The sequence below is a fragment of the Lysinibacillus sphaericus genome, assembly GCF_005217585.1.
GTDB classification, from domain to species: Bacteria; Bacillota; Bacilli; order Bacillales_A; family Planococcaceae; genus Lysinibacillus; species Lysinibacillus sphaericus.
The window spans coordinates 1,804,864-1,821,072 of record NZ_SZPT01000002.1; the positions used below are offsets into that span (position 1 = coordinate 1,804,864).

Annotated in this window: 10 protein-coding genes; 4 read left to right on the forward strand and 6 right to left on the reverse strand. The window is 36.5% G+C overall.

Annotated elements, in window-relative coordinates:
* Positions 1-218 precede the first annotated feature (218 nt).
* Together brnQ and FC748_RS14180 are read left to right on the forward strand one after the other, a co-directional pair.
* Positions 219-1,541: a branched-chain amino acid transport system II carrier protein gene (gene brnQ, locus FC748_RS14175; RefSeq protein WP_024362456.1), complete on the forward strand. Its 1,323-nt coding sequence runs from the start codon at positions 219-221 to the stop codon at positions 1,539-1,541.
* A 109-nt stretch (positions 1,542-1,650) separates the two neighbouring features.
* A complete protein-coding gene (locus FC748_RS14180; RefSeq protein WP_108029403.1) occupies positions 1,651-3,039 on the forward strand; it encodes a S41 family peptidase in 1,389 nt (462 codons plus the stop codon).
* Positions 3,040-3,209: 170 nt separating this feature from the next.
* Here the strand turns inward: FC748_RS14180 and FC748_RS14185 are convergent, their stop codons facing one another.
* The 5 genes from FC748_RS14185 to FC748_RS14205 all read right to left on the reverse strand — a co-directional run bounded on the left by FC748_RS14185 (position 3,210) and on the right by FC748_RS14205 (position 10,373).
* Complete coding sequence (locus tag FC748_RS14185; protein WP_108029402.1) at positions 3,210-3,809, reverse strand: TetR/AcrR family transcriptional regulator; 600 nt, start codon at positions 3,807-3,809, stop codon at positions 3,210-3,212.
* A 314-nt stretch (positions 3,810-4,123) separates the two neighbouring features.
* Positions 4,124-5,662 (reverse strand): murein biosynthesis integral membrane protein MurJ, encoded by a 1,539-nt coding sequence (murJ, locus tag FC748_RS14190; protein ID WP_108029401.1) that lies wholly within the window; start codon positions 5,660-5,662, stop codon positions 4,124-4,126.
* Entirely contained in the window at positions 5,659-6,759 is a 1,101-nt protein-coding gene (locus tag FC748_RS14195; protein ID WP_024362452.1) for a glycosyltransferase, read from the reverse strand. Before FC748_RS14195 ends, murJ begins: the two co-directional genes overlap by 4 nt.
* Positions 6,756-7,901: a polysaccharide pyruvyl transferase family protein gene (locus tag FC748_RS14200; RefSeq protein ID WP_024362451.1), complete on the reverse strand. Its 1,146-nt coding sequence runs from the start codon at positions 7,899-7,901 to the stop codon at positions 6,756-6,758. The genes FC748_RS14195 and FC748_RS14200 overlap by 4 nt, the downstream gene beginning before the upstream one ends.
* 207 nt (positions 7,902-8,108) lie before the next feature.
* Positions 8,109-10,373 (reverse strand): S-layer homology domain-containing protein, encoded by a 2,265-nt coding sequence (locus FC748_RS14205; RefSeq protein ID WP_108029400.1) that lies wholly within the window; start codon positions 10,371-10,373, stop codon positions 8,109-8,111.
* Positions 10,374-10,608: 235 nt separating this feature from the next.
* Here FC748_RS14205 and FC748_RS14210 point away from each other — a divergent pair, with 235 nt between their 5' ends.
* Entirely contained in the window at positions 10,609-12,504 is a 1,896-nt protein-coding gene (locus FC748_RS14210) for an S-layer homology domain-containing protein (RefSeq protein WP_024362449.1), read from the forward strand.
* 210 nt (positions 12,505-12,714) lie between these two features.
* On the opposite strand, the gene FC748_RS14215 is transcribed toward FC748_RS14210, so the two are convergent.
* Positions 12,715-13,995 (reverse strand): membrane protein, encoded by a 1,281-nt coding sequence (locus FC748_RS14215; RefSeq protein ID WP_024362448.1) that lies wholly within the window; start codon positions 13,993-13,995, stop codon positions 12,715-12,717.
* 274 nt (positions 13,996-14,269) lie between these two features.
* On the opposite strand from FC748_RS14215, the gene FC748_RS14220 reads away from it, so the two are divergent.
* The gene (locus FC748_RS14220) at positions 14,270-16,198 is read left to right on the forward strand and encodes an S-layer homology domain-containing protein (protein ID WP_108029399.1); all 1,929 of its coding nucleotides are present in this window, start codon (positions 14,270-14,272) and stop codon (positions 16,196-16,198) included.
* Positions 16,199-16,209: the final 11 nt, after the last annotated feature.

A 16,209-nucleotide genomic window follows, 5' to 3' on the forward strand; every position in this document is an offset into this window, starting at 1 on the left:
CTTGTGTGTCTATCATACTAAAGAATTGTCAAAACAAAAATCGGAAATACTGACTATTTTTCAAACAATTTATCAATCCTATATAATACTACAGAATCCGACTGTTTAGCATTACTGTAATAATTGCAAGTTTAATAGTCCTATGATAACATACATTTCTGTATTTAAAATTTTTAGAAAGTTTTAGCTTTTCAATTATAAAGGAGTTTTTATTATTTATGAGAAACATCTTAGTTTTCATCAAAGAGAATTTAGCTGTAGGCTTATTACTTTTTGCCTTGTTCTTAGGGGCAGGTAATATTATCTTTCCACCGTTGCTCGGGCAACAAGCTGGTGAACATATTACAACAGCCATGGTTGGCTTTTTAATAACAGGCGTAGGCTTACCTTTACTGGCAATTGTTGCAGTTGCAAAAGCAGGCGGCGATTTACAACTACTTGCCAGTCGTGTTCATCCAATTTTCGGTATCATATTCACTTCAATTGTCTATTTAGCAATTGGGCCGTTCTTCGCTGTTCCACGTACAGGCTCTGTGTCATATGAAATCGGCATTGTGCCATTTCTTTCAGAGGCAGCACAAGAACATTGGGCTCCACTATTCATTACATCTATAGTATTTTTTGCTTTAATACTTTATTTAGCATTCAACCCATCGAAACTTGTCGATCGTGTAGGGAAAATTTTAACCCCTGCGCTCTTAATTGTTATTTTACTACTAGCTGTTAAGAGCTTTATTACCCCAATGGGTGAATCAGGCACAGCGGTTGGAAATTACACGGATTCACCATTTTACGAAGGTTTTGTACAAGGCTATTTAACGATGGATGTTCTTGGTGCTCTCGTATTTGGTATTGTTATTTTACAGGCATTACGTGGTATGGGAATGAACGATACTAGAAAGCAAGTCAAAACAACCATTTTTGCAGGGATTGTCGCTGCCATTGGCTTGGCCTTTGTTTATATTTCACTTGGCTATATCGGCAATACAAGCATTGGAGCAATTGGTACATCTGATAATGGTGGCGTCATCATCGCAAAATCAGCAGAATACCTTTTTGGCGACTTTGGCAGTATTATTTTATCGGTTACGATTTTATTAGCTTGTATTTCTACTGCTGTTGGCTTATTAACAGCCAATGCACAGTTTTTCAATAAGCTATTTCCACAAATCTCATATAAAACATTTTTAATCGTCTTTACGTTATTTAGTGTAGCAATTACAAATGTTGGATTATCGACAATTATTAATACTTCACTTCCAGTATTATTGATTATCTATCCGCTTGCAATCGTACTGATGGTGTTATCACTTGTCGATCATTTCTTTAAAGGTGGACGAATTGTTTATGTGTTGGCGTTAATTCCGACATTCTTTGTCAGTCTTTACGATGGCTTAAAACAGATGAAAATCACGTTTACTTCTTACGAGAATATTTTAAATATTTTGCCACTGTATGAGCAAAGCCTTGGTTGGCTTGTTCCTGCAATGATTGGTACAATTGTCGGTTTTATTATTCATAAGCTTTTTAAGAAAAACTAAACTTCAAACAAACAGACACGTCTTCCTTTTATAGACGTGTCTGTTTTCATTCGCTGTAATTTGGTAATTCATGTATAATAAACATAAGTCATTAGAAAAGAGGTGTCTTATGAAAAAAGTATTATGGTCCTTCATTTTTATACTGAGTGTTATCGTATTTCCTTTATCAAACGCTTCTGCTGCAAATAACGAACAGCAACTCGTTGAGGAAATAAAGGAAATCATTACAGAAAATTATGTTGGTAAAGTAAACGGTAACTTACAAAATGCGAAAACTATTTCGGAAATCATTAATATGTTAGACCCTTACTCAACATATTTTACTAAGCAAGAATTTGAAGAATTTATGAATAGCATTAATATGTCGACAATCGGTATTGGTGTTGTCATTGAAGAGCATGATGACGGCATTCATATTTTACAAGTAATTGAAGAAAGTGGAGCAGCTGAAGCTGGTGTCGTGGCAGGAGATATAATCATCGGCATTAATGGTCAATCCATTGTAGATAGCTCAACTCAGGAAGCCTCTTCCCTGCTAATCGGTAATGAAGGCACCGATGTGCAAGTTAAGCTATTACACGAGAATGGGACTACTTCTACTAAAACTATTACACGTAAAAAATTCACACTACCAAACGTAGAATCTGCTTTATTGTTTGGTGATGTTGGCTACATAGCAATGTCTTCTTTCTCTGAAGATGGCGCACAACTAGTGAAAGACGCACTGACTCAGCTTAAGCAACGTGGTGCTACTTCTTTTATTTTAGATTTACAAAATAATGGTGGAGGCTATGTTGCAACAGCAGAACAGCTGACTGGATTATTCCCAAAAGCAAAAATCGCCTATTTATTACAGGAAGCCCATGCCTCTTATGAAGTGCGTGCAGCACAACAAAACATGAAATTCCCAACTGATACACGTATTTTAGTAAATCGCTATAGTGCAAGTGCTTCAGAAATGCTTGCAGCTTCGTTACAAGATCAACAATCGGCGATTCTATATGGTGAAACTACTTATGGTAAAGGCGCAATGCAAGGTTTCTTTGAATTACATGACGGTAGTTATTTAAAGCTTACTGTGGGTAAATTTACAGGTCCTGCTGGTCAAACGATTAACGAAGTAGGCGTGAAACCAACTATTCAAACGAAGACGGCACCACTCTTCCAAGCTCATTACGATGCCATTAAAGCACAATACAAAGAGTATCAGGAACTAGTAAGCCTAAAAAATGTACCATCTACAAAAACATTTGTAGTTAAGTTTTCGCAAGCCTTCTCTTCACCAATTCCTGAAGGCAGTGTACAGCTTGTTGCATTAGGCGGAGACGAGATTCCAATTACTACAAAAGTAGGAAAAGACAATTCCTTACTCGTTACACCTAAAAATCCTTTAGGAAAAGGCCAAGAATATATGTTGCTCGTTCATCCAACTATTCAGAAACCTACAGGTGACAAACTGCAAAAAGGTATTTATCTTCATATTGCAGTAACTAACTAACTAACAACAAGCCATGAATAAAAGCGTTTGATTTGTCGCTCCAAAGCGGGAATCAAACGCTTTTTTAAATAACCAGCCCTTTTATATGCCCCAACCACGAGCGCGTCTGGAACGAAAATAAAAAATCCCTCTCTGTATTGAGAAGGATTTTTCACTCACTGAATTTTCTATCACACATATGGAGGTTCTTTTAATATAAAAAAGACATGAACTAAATTTCGCGCAAGTTCACATGGCTTGCTTTTATGTTCTAGTAAATTCGTTAATATTAAACGTTCAAAAGAGCCAACAAAACTATCCGCAACTATTTTGATATCAATATTTTTTAATTTAAACAATCTATCACAATCATGTCGATAAACTAGCTCAATAAATCGCTGTGTAAGCTGCGATTTAACGCTTGATGATTGTTTCGATTCAAAAAAGCCAATTTTCGTTAACTTTGGATTTTCAATAATATAGAGAAACATCAAATATAATTTATGTTCTAGCATATGAATAAAGCCTTCCAGCCCTTTTTCAGCCTGTTCGGAATGATTGTCCATAATCTCATAAAACCCAAGCTGAAATTGTATGTTTAAGTCCTCATAAAGCGATTCTTTACTTTTAAAATATAAATAAAATGTGGGCTGTGTTACATCTGCTGCTTTCACTATATCGCTTATTTTCGTAGCATGGTATCCCCTTTCAGCGAAAAGCTCCACAGCCTTTTCCAGTAATAATTGTTTACTTTTTTCACCGTTTGAGTTGATTTTCCTACCTCTTGCCATCATTGTCACCTTACTCTGTTAAAAATTATTACCCTGTTTAAAAATTAATTTTAAATAGTAAACCATCACAAAACCCAACATTTTACTTTTCACTATCTGAATAATGTTAATTATAATATAATTCCAAAAATTACACTATGCATATTCAACAAAATATGATGTTTGGTACTTTTCTAATCTATTGAAAAGCAATGTAATAAGCTAAAAGAATTACCTTAAACAAAATTGATTTATGCTTGGCAAGAAATACAAAAAGCATGCTGGAAGTACTACTTCCAACATGCTTTTCGCGCATTTTATTTTAACCATAATGCTTATTGTTTTAATAACTTCTTTTTCAGTTTATCCGTAAATTCTTTTACTTCTTTGATGCCAAATACTAAGTAGGAACCTACAAAGACAGCAATAAAGATAGCTAGACCTACAATAAACGTTAACCACTTATATTCAAATACTAAATAGTGGCTGGAGTAATACATAACTACAGCAATGACTATTATTGGTGGCATTGCTCTGAAAAATTGTAACTCTTTGCTAAAGATGCCCATCTTCAAGTCATATTTAGGTATTGCATAAAAAATTAGCATCATAAAGTTTGTAATGGAACTTATTAATGTGCCCCATGCAATTGCCTCAGCACCGTAATTTTCAACCATCAACATAATAACAGCAATATTGACACCAAATACATTGATTAAACTAAAAATAACTGGCGCCATGGAGTCGCCCTTTGCGTAGTAAAAGCGCGTAATATACGTATTCGCCGCTAAGAAATACATGGACAACACGAATATTGCTAAAACAGGTGCAGTTATCGCTGTTGATTTTGCATCAAAATTACCATACTGGAATATCACCTGAACCAAGTTTTCAGCGTAAAAGTAAGAATATATTGTTACTGGTACAAGTAGCAATAGTAGATAGTGTAGCCCTTTAGAATAAAGGCTCTTGATTGACACAAGATCATTGTTGGCTTCTTTTTGACTCAAAATTGGATAAATTACTGTTGTCACAGCTGTAATTAAAATCGCTTGCGGGAATTGCATCAGCTTGGAAGAATAGTTCACAGCTGCCACAGCCCCCTCTGAAAGCATACCAGCAAAAATACGCTGTAACAAAGCATATAATTGAATTGTCGCTCCTCCAAGCATAATTGGTAAGACCATAATCCAAAGCTGCTTGGAGGAGATATTATGTTCAAATGAAAACCCGACTTTATGGGAATCTAATTTGCGATAACCAATTATTAAGAAATACAACATAATCGCCGCACTAGCTAAGGCACTTATACCGTATCCAAGTGCTTCGATACTTTCAATTTGAGATAACCCAAAGGCAATAACTAAGAAAATCGCATTGTAAATTAAAATGGCGAAGCTCGATAAGTGGAATTTTTCATTAACGTTCAGTAAACCACTATACCAAGAAGATAAAACAAGTAAGATAGATGATGGCATCATCCAAAAGTACAAGTTTTTCAATAAGTCTAATTCACTTTGACTATAATCTTCCTTATTTTTGCCTTGGTTAAACATATCCATAATGGGATTGGTAAATGCTAATAAAATAATCGTCATAATAGACACAGTCAATAGTACAATCGTAAAGGACTGTTTTACAAATAATGCTCGGTCTGTTGTTTCCCGATTATAAATCGAGATAACGGCTGTCGTAAATGCCCCACCTACTACTAAATATAAAAAATTGGGAATGGTGTAAGCTGTGAAAATACTATCAGCAGTATGGGAACTTCCATATTGGAAGCCGATAATCATTTCACGTAAAAAGCCGAAAACACGGGCAACGATATTAATAATCGCTACTGCCCCTACAATTTTAATAAATTTATTCATAAGTCATCCCTACCTTTAATGGCAGACTTATAAATGTCTATACATCTAGCTGTAATATTTTTTTCATCGTGAATAGCTAATATTTCATTAACCGCTTCACGATTCATATATTGATCTTTCGGCGTGTTCACTGCACGCAGCATCTCCTCAGATAGAGCCATAGCGTTCCCAGGCTCCACTAAATGCCCTGCCCCTTCACCAAGTAGCGATACAAGCCCACCTACTTTAGAAGCGATGACAGGCGTATCTGTTGCTAGTGCCTCTAATGCTACAAGACCAAAACCTTCTAAATGTGATGGTAACACAAAGACATCACTTGCCTGGAACCACTTTACAAGTTCTTGTTGTTTTAGTGGGTCTATAAATTTGACGTCTTCACTGAAGAATGGTTGCAAGGACTGGAAAAAACTTTCATCTCTTCTAGATCCTATAATTTTTAGCTCGATAGGTCGCTCCACTTTTGTTTTTAACATTTGGAATGCCTGCAAAAGTTCCTCAACGCCTTTTTGCTTAATGACATTGCCTACAAAAAGAAAAATAAATGGTTCTTTCGCTAATTGCAATTGTTGACGTACTTCAGCCTGGCTCCCCTTTGAAAATACATGACGATTGACACCCATGCTAACAACAGAGATTTTGTCGGGTGCTATATCAAAGTCTTGCTCGATTTGTTTTGCTAACACGGGACCTACTGCAATAACATGGTCACTTTCACGTAAAATGCTCGCTGTCCAATTGCGAATTCTCGCATTTTTCTTTGCCATACGTTCAATGTCCCCACCATGAGCAGTAACAATGTACGGTATACCAAACATTTTCTTTAATAGTAACGATAACATCCCTGAAGGAAACACATAGTGTGCATGTGTTACATCGATTGATTTTCGATATTTCAAACCCTTCATTAATGTAGAAAATCCCCATTTAGCATATTTGACAATCGTGTTTTTCTTGCCTGTAGCTGGGTTTGTATTCACTGCTATTTCAACGTCTAGTCCAGCTTTTTCAAGTGCTGTCACTTGGTTTTTTACAAAAATACCGAATGATAAATGATCAGATGAAGGATACATATTACTAATGACGAGTATTTTTTTCATAGACGTGTCACTGCCTTTTTCATTAATTCCTGACCATACATGGCCTCTTTATGAATATGTGTAGCAATTTGTTTCGTCTCTGCAATTGACTGTTCCCAATTGCTACTTAGTTTGCCAACTAATTTAGAAAGAGCTTTCTCATCATCTTCTATATCCTGCATCTGTAAGCATCGATCTGATGCGCCGACAAAGGACATAAAATCCTGCACCTTTGTATGATAGGATACAGCAATAATGGGAGTCTCTGAATTGGTCGCCAATATTAGCGAGTGTAAACGCGTACCAATTATAATATCTTGCTCGCCTGTCACTTCAAGTAAACGTTCAGGCACAAGATTTTCCTCAATTATTTCTGTATGAGCATGATGTTGCATTTTTTTCTGAATATCTTTTGTCACGGTTACATCTTGCGGAAACTTTGTTGCAAAAAATGTAATGTGAACGTTTTGCTCAGAAATGACTTGATCTAAATTTTTCGCCATACCTGTTACATATGCATCGTATTTTGCTACATTTCCTTCTGGCCAATAGTTTGCATTATAGTACGGAACAGCTGAAACACCAATTTTTATTGGCTTTTCCGCGTAATCTTTGCGATCCCCTTTTAACGTAAATGCAGGGTCACCAATGACTTCTATCGGTTTTTTGACCCCAATACTGTGTAAAAGTTTTTTAGACTGAGGATCACGCACAGAGATATTTGCTGCATAACGACACATAACACGGATACTAATTTTTCCTGAAAATGTATCTAGTGGTCCTGCACCACATCCGTAAATAATGTAGGGAATATTATTTTGTTTTGCCATCATTGCATATGTTCCATAAAGATGGGCTTCACGCTTATAAAAATCCATTAAAATACCACCACCACCAATAATGAGGAGGTCAAAGTTTGCTACATATTGTTTGTTATTTTTATACGTATGGATAAACGTTTTATATAAGTTGCCCTTTTTATAATACAATGGATAGCTATGTACCCCATAACGCGCGGATGTTTGTTGTGTGTTATTACTAAAAACGGTAATGTCGTCACTCGTTACCGAAAATGTTTGTTTTACTTGTTGAAGAATGCCGTATAATATTGATTCATCACCATTATTATCATTGCCGTAATTCCCCACAATGCCTATTTTCATTAAAAAACATCCTTTTACTTTTTAATACAGAGATTATACCACAATTGCACTTATTCGTTCTTTTTAAAAATAGTAAAAAAAAGGGGAGCCCCGAATTTCAACGAGATTCCCCCCCTTTTCTAGCACCTTATGACAATACTAAATCCTATAAAACAGCAAAAAAGTACTACTTTATTGTTGCTTCTGCTAGTCATCTGTTGCTAACTTTTACTTATGAATTGCTCTATAAAGGAACAAACCGAAATGTGCTCGACTAATCGCTTCATTTGGTTTAAAAATGTTACCATCATAGCCTGTCGTAATTTTGTTAGCGGCTAGTTGTTGTACAAATGTATACGCCCAATGATCTTTTGGAACATCCTTAAAGGCAATACCACTTGTTCCATTTAATTGATATGCAATTGCAACAATTTTCGCCATTTGTGCTCGTGTTAATGTTGCATTCGGGTCAAAAGTATTGTTTTCGCGGCCACTCATAATGCCTGCTTCTACAACGGCTGCAATTTCTTTAAAGTAAATGTGATTTGCCGGTATATCTTTGAAGTTTGGATTTTTCACATTTTTTGTATTTAAACCTAGTGCACGGCTAATAATGACAGCTGCATGTGCACGTGTCAGTTTGTCATTCGGTCTAAATGTTCCATCAGCCTGTCCCGTAATAATATTTTGAGACGTTAAATATTCAATCTCTTTAAAGTATACGTAATTATTTGGAATATCTTTAAACAGCGCTGGCTTCGCTACAGTAACCGTAGCAACTTGACTCTTCGTACCTAGAGTTGCAATGACCTTACCTGTTGTACCAGCATTTTGTGCGGTAAACTTACCATCGCTTGTAATGGTACCAATATTTCCTTCTACGGACCATTTCACTTGAGATGGATTATAAACAATCGGCTTACCTGCATCATCTTTTGCGTCGATAGTAAATTTCACAGATTCACCTGCTCCAACTGTTTTAGAGCTTGGCGTAACAGCCATTGTTGTAGGAGCATCTACTACTTTGACTTGGAATGATTGTACCGCGGCACCATCATAGCCGATGTAAATGCGTTCCTCACCAGCTTGCGTTGCTGTATAGTTTAAACCATTAATCTGTAATGTTTGGTTTTGAGAAGCCAACGTTACATGACCATCTAGTGGTAGCGTCGTAAAGTTATCATCTAAAACATATTGTACTGCGACACTCGATGAAGCACCTACTAACAATGTTGCATAGTTTGTACTATTCGTAAATTTAATGTGTGTCGCCTTGCCATTTGGCGCCGTACTTACCGCTTGTAGTGTGGCAGATACGAGACGTTGTGTATTCCCTGAATTAGAAGGTAAATTCGCTAAAACAACATTATTACTGCCGTAGTTTCGAATTCCCATCGTTGTTGAACCACCGCCATCTAAATTAAGGGCTCTATCAACCCCAAGTGCCACTAAATAATTAGCAAGTTGCACCATATTCATGCCCTTACTATGGCTTTGACGTCCGTCTACTGTAATGAAATGTACAGTTTGTCCATTATTACTTGTAGCCACTACTGTACGTGGCGCAACTTCTTTTGCACGTGAACTTGTTGTGCTCATCATAATATAAGGTTTGCCATCCTTTACTAGATAAGGACCGCTAGCTAAGATAAATTGTGCATTTTGCCAAAGTTGGTCAATTGAAAAGTTAACACTCATTTCATCGCCAACCGCTACATGGCTTAACTTTTTGTGCCAATCGCCACCCTGTAAAGATACAACGAAGCCAGTAGAGGGAATCGTTAATTTATCTTTCGAACCGTAAGGCTTAATTTGTGTGACTTTACCAGTTAACGTTTGACCAAATGTATTTTCTGTAATCGGTGAACCTGTGTCTACTACCATTTCAAATCCGAATTCATTTGTATCTGTTGTTTTACTATAAAACTGTGGTGTGTAAATAATCGCTTCATTTATATTACGAATACGATTTAAGCCTGACATTTCATATTTCGTGCCATTATGGGCTAGTGTGACGTCAAAATCAAAATAATCAATGACCCCACGACCATCCGAATTCATACCAAAAGCCGTTGGAACGTTCATATATTGGTCGGAACCGTTTGAAACTGCACCACCATTTAAAATAACATTATTTTTAGCTAGTAAAAATAATGGATAGCCTTCAGACATATTATAAAAACTTGCATTAATAGCACCAACTACTCGATTTCCCTCACGAGAATGACGATTCGCATTTGCTACTGTCGATTCTTTTCCATTGACTGCTGCGGGCATTCCTAATTGTACTTCTGTCGTTGCATCACCAACATTAATCGTTAAGTGATTAATAGAGTTTGTATAGGTATTGCTGTATGTATATTGGTTATACTGCACACCTTTTGAAAGTGGGTAATCCTTCTTTACTGTTTGAAATGCATAGGCATTTAACGGACTAACAACAATCGACATCATTACAACTAAAATCAGTAAAATTTTTGCTATTCTTTTCATTTTTCGCGCTCCTCATGAAATGTAGAGCCCTCACCTTCCCTTCTATGTTTTTCTTCTATAAGATTATCAAAAATATGCCAAAATAGCTATGGAACATTTAAGCTATTTTCCAGTTTCATATAATTGGTAAAAAAACTGTTTATATTGACGCATTTTATGATAATACGCATATTTAACCTTATCTCAACTCTTTAACTTTGGTAAAATGATGTTAAAGTTTAGGAGGTTAAAAAATATGAAAAAACTATCAATCATTGCATTGATTATGACAATAGTTAGCTTGCTCTTTTGGCAACCCCAACTAGCATCTGCCGATGAACTTTCAGGGCATGCACACGAAAAGGGTCTTCGTTATTTAATTTCAAAAAATGCTATAGTAACGGATGCTAATGGCAGTTACCGCCCTAATGACAATGTTACACGCGGAGAATTTGCTTCGTATTTAGCAAAGGTCATGAAGCTTGAAGGGAATAACGGTATGGTATTTACCGATGTACCTGATACATATGTGTATGCAACCGATATTCAGCTTGCTGCTACAGCCGGCATTATAACTGGCTACATAGACGGGTCATTTAAGCCTGATGCTGCCATTTCAAGACAACATATGGCCATTATGTTGGAGAGAGCTATTGATTATTTAAAAATTCCTAAAGGTACGTCATCCATTACATTTAAGGATAATGCTTCTATTATTAAAGACTACCGTTCTGCTGTAGCAATCGGTGCACAGTTAGGCATCATCATTGGTTCTGATGGCTACTTTATGCCCGAAAAAAATGCAACAATTGGACAAGCTGCAACGTTCATTCAACGTTTGATGTTACTAGCTGGTGATGGAGCTGCCGACGTCTCAACGTATGCGATTAAGGAAATTTCAAATGGTACACTAGTTGGCAATCAAGGCTTTTCAAGTTTTGAAGCTGCTGAAAAAGCAATCACAAAAAATACACAAGTGATTGTCCAAAAAGATAAAATTGTGAAAATGTCCTCCGGCTATGTTGTCACGAATAATTATGTTGCACTTTATTCTGAAACGATTAAAGACCAAATCGCTGTTGCAGGTAATACAGAGATGGAGTATATCAGCAGTGATGCCACACAAGTAAAAGTGAGATTAGCAGGTCAGGTTGGCTATTTAAAACAAGCAGATGTCACGTTAATTCCTTTTTCCCTAAGTAAAGGACGCTCTTACTACTCCGTCGAAAATGGTGAAATTAAACATACGCTATACGATTACAAAACAAATAAATATTCTTCAAGCTATGTTTACGGAAAAGCACCTGCCTTCATGAAACAAGGTGAAAAATACTATAGCTGGAATGGCATTTATTTCACCAATGGAAATGGTTCTTCGAAAGGTGAAGCTTATAACTATTATCAATTTTTACCTGCACGCGCAACAACACAATATACAGCAGAAGAAATTGATGCTTACATTTTGAATAAGCTTGCTGAGATTGAAAGTACAGGTATTACGCTTTATAAAGATGCTACAACAAAAAGTAAGTTAATTGGTTTAGGAAAGACGTTAAAAGAAGTTGAGGCAAACTCAAAAATTAATGCCATGCTAATATTGGCACTTGCGCAACATGAAAGTGCTTATGGTATGAGTGACCATGCCCAAAACTTAAACAACCTATTTGGTTTATATGTTTATGACACAAACCCACTTAACAAAAAATTCGATAGCGTCGCTGCTAACATTAACGAACTTGTTGAGAAGTTTTTACAACCAAACTATATAACGCCAGGTGGTTCTCCAGGTAGAAACTACGCAAATGGTGCTGTAGTTGGTTCTAAGGCACTTGGCTTTAACGTAAAATATGCATCCGATCCATTTTGGGGTGCAAAAATTGCTGGCCATTACTACCGTGCTGAAAAAGCATTAGGCTTCAAAGATGCAAATAATCCATATAAAATTGGCTTAACAACTACTGCGGGCTTAAATGTTCGTTTAGAGACTTCAACTAGTAATAGTCCACTCTTCACATATGTGCGCAGTGGTATGCCAGTTATCATCGTTAACACGGACATCAATGGCTGGCATGAAGTACTATCTGATAAGCTTCATACAGGCTCTGCTTACATTAGTAAAGATTATATTAAGCTGATAGATACAGTGAAATAAGAAATAGCGCCAATCCAATAGCTAAAATTGGATGGCGCTTTTTTTTATGATTTCATCGGTGTGGGTGTGATTTACCCGCGGAATGCACATGTTTACCCGCGATTTTTTGTGACTTACCCGCGAAATATAGCTGTTTATCCGCGAATCACACACGTTTACCCGCGATTACAAAAACAAAAGGGCTGCCTAAAATAGGACAGCCCTTCATTTTTAATATTTAAGTTTTCTTTGCTCGGTTTTAATAATTGCCGATGCAATGACGACGAAGCCTAACATTAAAATAAAGATTAAATCAAGTAATCCAGTGTGCATAGACACGGTAAACAATGTAATGACAAATGCGTACGCTACTGAGTGGAAACTGCGAATGCCACCTTGTTTCACTTTATTATAGATTAATGAAATTAACACACCGTACAATAAGAAACCAATTGCCACAAGCGCATAGCCACCATCTAGGAATAGCTGTCCAATAAAGGTAGGTGTTGTCGTTCTTGTAGGTCGTGTAATAAATTTACCTTCTTCCACACTTAAAGAGTTAACAACCTCTGTCACCTTCATACGTGGTGAAATTTGCTCACCAGGAAGAATCGTATTAAAGATACCTTTATGAATTTGACCGTTTAAATAGCCCTCTTCTTGTGTGTACTCAATAATTTTACTTAAAACGATATGACCTGTTACACTTTCACCATTTAATGAACGCATCCATTTTGGCGTTAAGTTTACTTTTTGCTCAACTGTTAACAGTTTTTCTTTTTCTGTCTCTGTCAGTTCTACATCTGGTTGATCGCGATTATTAAATTCTTTCGTAGTATCTTCTGTCACCACGCGTAAGAAACCGAACATTGAGAATGCTACACCAATAACAAATAATGCCGTTAAGAACCAAGTTAATTTTACACGTTTCACAACATAGTGGAAAATAATAATTCCAGTAAATAGCATAATAATTAAAGGCGTACGATAGCCCATTAATAGGAATAGGAACATTACAACAGCAAAGATTGAGCCGTATATTATTGCTTTCTTCCACGTCATATTCTTTTCTAAAATCATTTTGTAAGATAATAACAGTAAAATTCCGTACCATAATAACTGGCTAAAGAAGTTTAGTTTTGGATCAAGATTACGACGATTGGATTCATCGGAAATTCCTAAACCACCGCCAAAGATCATCATTAAATAAGAAGCTAATCCGATTAACGTTAATAACACAACAAAGTGAATCACATATTTTCCTAAGAACGATAGCCCAAATGTTGGGATTGTCCACTGTAATCTATCGATTATATATACACCAAGGTAATAGCAAACAAGTGCAACTAATACTGCTGGTAAAATGGATACACGAACATTAAATAATTCAAATCGATGAAAATCAAATAGACTCGTAAAGAAATATAGCACTAATATAAAAGGTAAAAAGAAATACGGTGAAAACGTATCAATCTTATTGACCTTTGTGAAAACTTGCTTCAGTTTATTCATACATGTAATACATCTAAAAAGATGTTATTGCCCTCCTCTATCATGAATCAATAGTTGTCATCACTATTATATTCTTTAGTTTTCCCTACAAAAACAAAGGTTATTATATCATAAATACGGTTAGACTTATAGAAAGGATTGAATTGAATTTACATAAAAAAGCTAAAAAATTTCATTTTTACCTAATTCTCTGCGAATCAGTTAATATTTAGGTGTATGATGAAATTTAGTAATACGAGTTTTGAGAAAAATAAAAAGCAAGGATGTGGATTTATTGAAGAAATATGTTATTTCCTTCATCGCTGTCTGTGCTTGTTTGCTTGTTGCAATGCTATCTCCGATCAAGGCCCAAGCTACAACACAAAAAATCGGCATTGTTTTCTCTGAAAGTAGTGAAAAATATGCCAACACTACACACCCTGGTGGTACATATGAGGGACAAACAGTATCTCCAAAGGTCGACTATAGCTCAACGTATAACAAAGAACTTAAAGCATACCTTTTATATCAGCAACAAGGCTTCCATGTAGAGAAAATTTTCGAAAAGGACTTAAACAACCTAGAAAACTTAAGTCAATATGATGCAATCGTCTTTCCATATACGGTCATGATGAATCATCAACAACGCGAAAATATCAAAATATACGTTCGAAATGGTGGCGGTGCTATTTTTGCATTCCAAACAGCACGTAATGAATCAGCAAAATTTCCGAAGGCTGGTCAAATGGATCTTTCTCCATTAATCTATGATGTCGACTCTTGGGTGATGGAATGGGATAACTTATCAGAAGTTTTCAATGCACGCTTTATCGACGATATTGTGCTAGGAAACGCGACCATTAGCAATGCAAATTCAGTTCACCCAATTATCCAAAACGCCACAAAAGAGCTCGGTAAAAGCACGCTTAGTCTGACAAAATCGGATAAAGAGTGGGTTGAAATTATAAAACCTTGGCAAGGTGGCTCCGCTTCACCGATTTTATATTTCTCGAATTACAACTATACCGATAAGCCACAAACGATGAAGAAAAATGAATTTGGTGCAGCTCATGCCATTGAATATGGCAAAGGAAGAGTTGTACAAATCGGCTTCAAAATTTTCGATTATATGACGATTAATGTGAAAGCAGACTGGCAAGACAATGAAAACGGTGCTGCTTACTCGACCACACGGGGCGACACAGATGCTCAAGTATTTATGAAGCACGCTTTACATTGGGTTGCCGAAGATCACGATGGATATGTGCCACGCCGCTATAATCTTTCTCTATACTCTGACGGTGTGCAAAGTTATGTAGCGCCATCTGGTCAATTTGTCTTTTACTCTACAGTAACAGTAAAAAACAACGGTAATGTGCCTGCTCGTGGTACGTTAAAAGTAGAAATTGTTGATGCGAACGACCGTATTGTCGGAAAGGGGCACGATCGTTACATACCAGGTCTAGCCGCAGACGCGACAACATCGAACGCAGACCGGAAAGATATTAGTACCCACTCGGAAAAATATCAAATCTTGATGCCTGGAAATTTAGCCGCTGGAACGTATACGATACGCACTTCCTTCATTGAAGGTCGTGATGATCGTAAAAATGCAGACGAAAAATTTGCAACTATTGCAGAAATTAAAACGCTCACACGCACAAAAGGTTCCAATAAGGCCTCTATTGGCACTGCCTCTTTCTTCCAAGATGTACCAAAATCAAGTGCTGCTTATGATGATATTAAAAACTTACATGCACTGGGTGTTGTGAAAGGCAGTAATGGCAAATTTAATCCCCAAGGCACATTAACACGCTTGCAAGCTACCGAAATGGTGTTACGTGCACTAGGGATTTCACCTTTAAGTTCAGCAACATTGAACGCCAGTGATATTAAAGCAGGCGATTATGGTTATTCAGTATTAGCTACAGGCGTTCGTTACGGGATTATTACTTTAGAAGATGGTAAAATCAACGCGCACCAACCAATGACGCGTGCTGCTATGGCACACGCACTTGTTAAAGGTTTTAAGTTACAAGGCTATTCTAGTAAATCATTTTCTGACGTTCCTACATCTCATATCTATTTTAAAGATATTCAAGCGCTCTATGCGTTAAATATAACAACGGGCTATGCAGATCAAACATTTAAGCCAAACAATACAGTATCCCGCCAAAACTTTGCTCAATTTGTTAATCGTACGTTACACGCAAATGCGAAATAGATTTTGATTAG

Coding starts and splice junctions, on each gene's coding strand:
- brnQ (WP_024362456.1), top strand. CDS start 219: ATGAGAAACATCTTAGTTTTCATCAAAGAGAATTTAGCTGTAGGCTTA.
- FC748_RS14180 (WP_108029403.1), top strand. CDS start 1,651: ATGAAAAAAGTATTATGGTCCTTCATTTTTATACTGAGTGTTATCGTA.
- FC748_RS14185 (WP_108029402.1), bottom strand. CDS start 3,809: ATGGCAAGAGGTAGGAAAATCAACTCAAACGGTGAAAAAAGTAAACAA.
- murJ (WP_108029401.1), bottom strand. CDS start 5,662: ATGAATAAATTTATTAAAATTGTAGGGGCAGTAGCGATTATTAATATC.
- FC748_RS14195 (WP_024362452.1), bottom strand. CDS start 6,759: ATGAAAAAAATACTCGTCATTAGTAATATGTATCCTTCATCTGATCAT.
- FC748_RS14200 (WP_024362451.1), bottom strand. CDS start 7,901: ATGAAAATAGGCATTGTGGGGAATTACGGCAATGATAATAATGGTGAT.
- FC748_RS14205 (WP_108029400.1), bottom strand. CDS start 10,373: ATGAAAAGAATAGCAAAAATTTTACTGATTTTAGTTGTAATGATGTCG.
- FC748_RS14210 (WP_024362449.1), top strand. CDS start 10,609: ATGAAAAAACTATCAATCATTGCATTGATTATGACAATAGTTAGCTTG.
- FC748_RS14215 (WP_024362448.1), bottom strand. CDS start 13,995: ATGAATAAACTGAAGCAAGTTTTCACAAAGGTCAATAAGATTGATACG.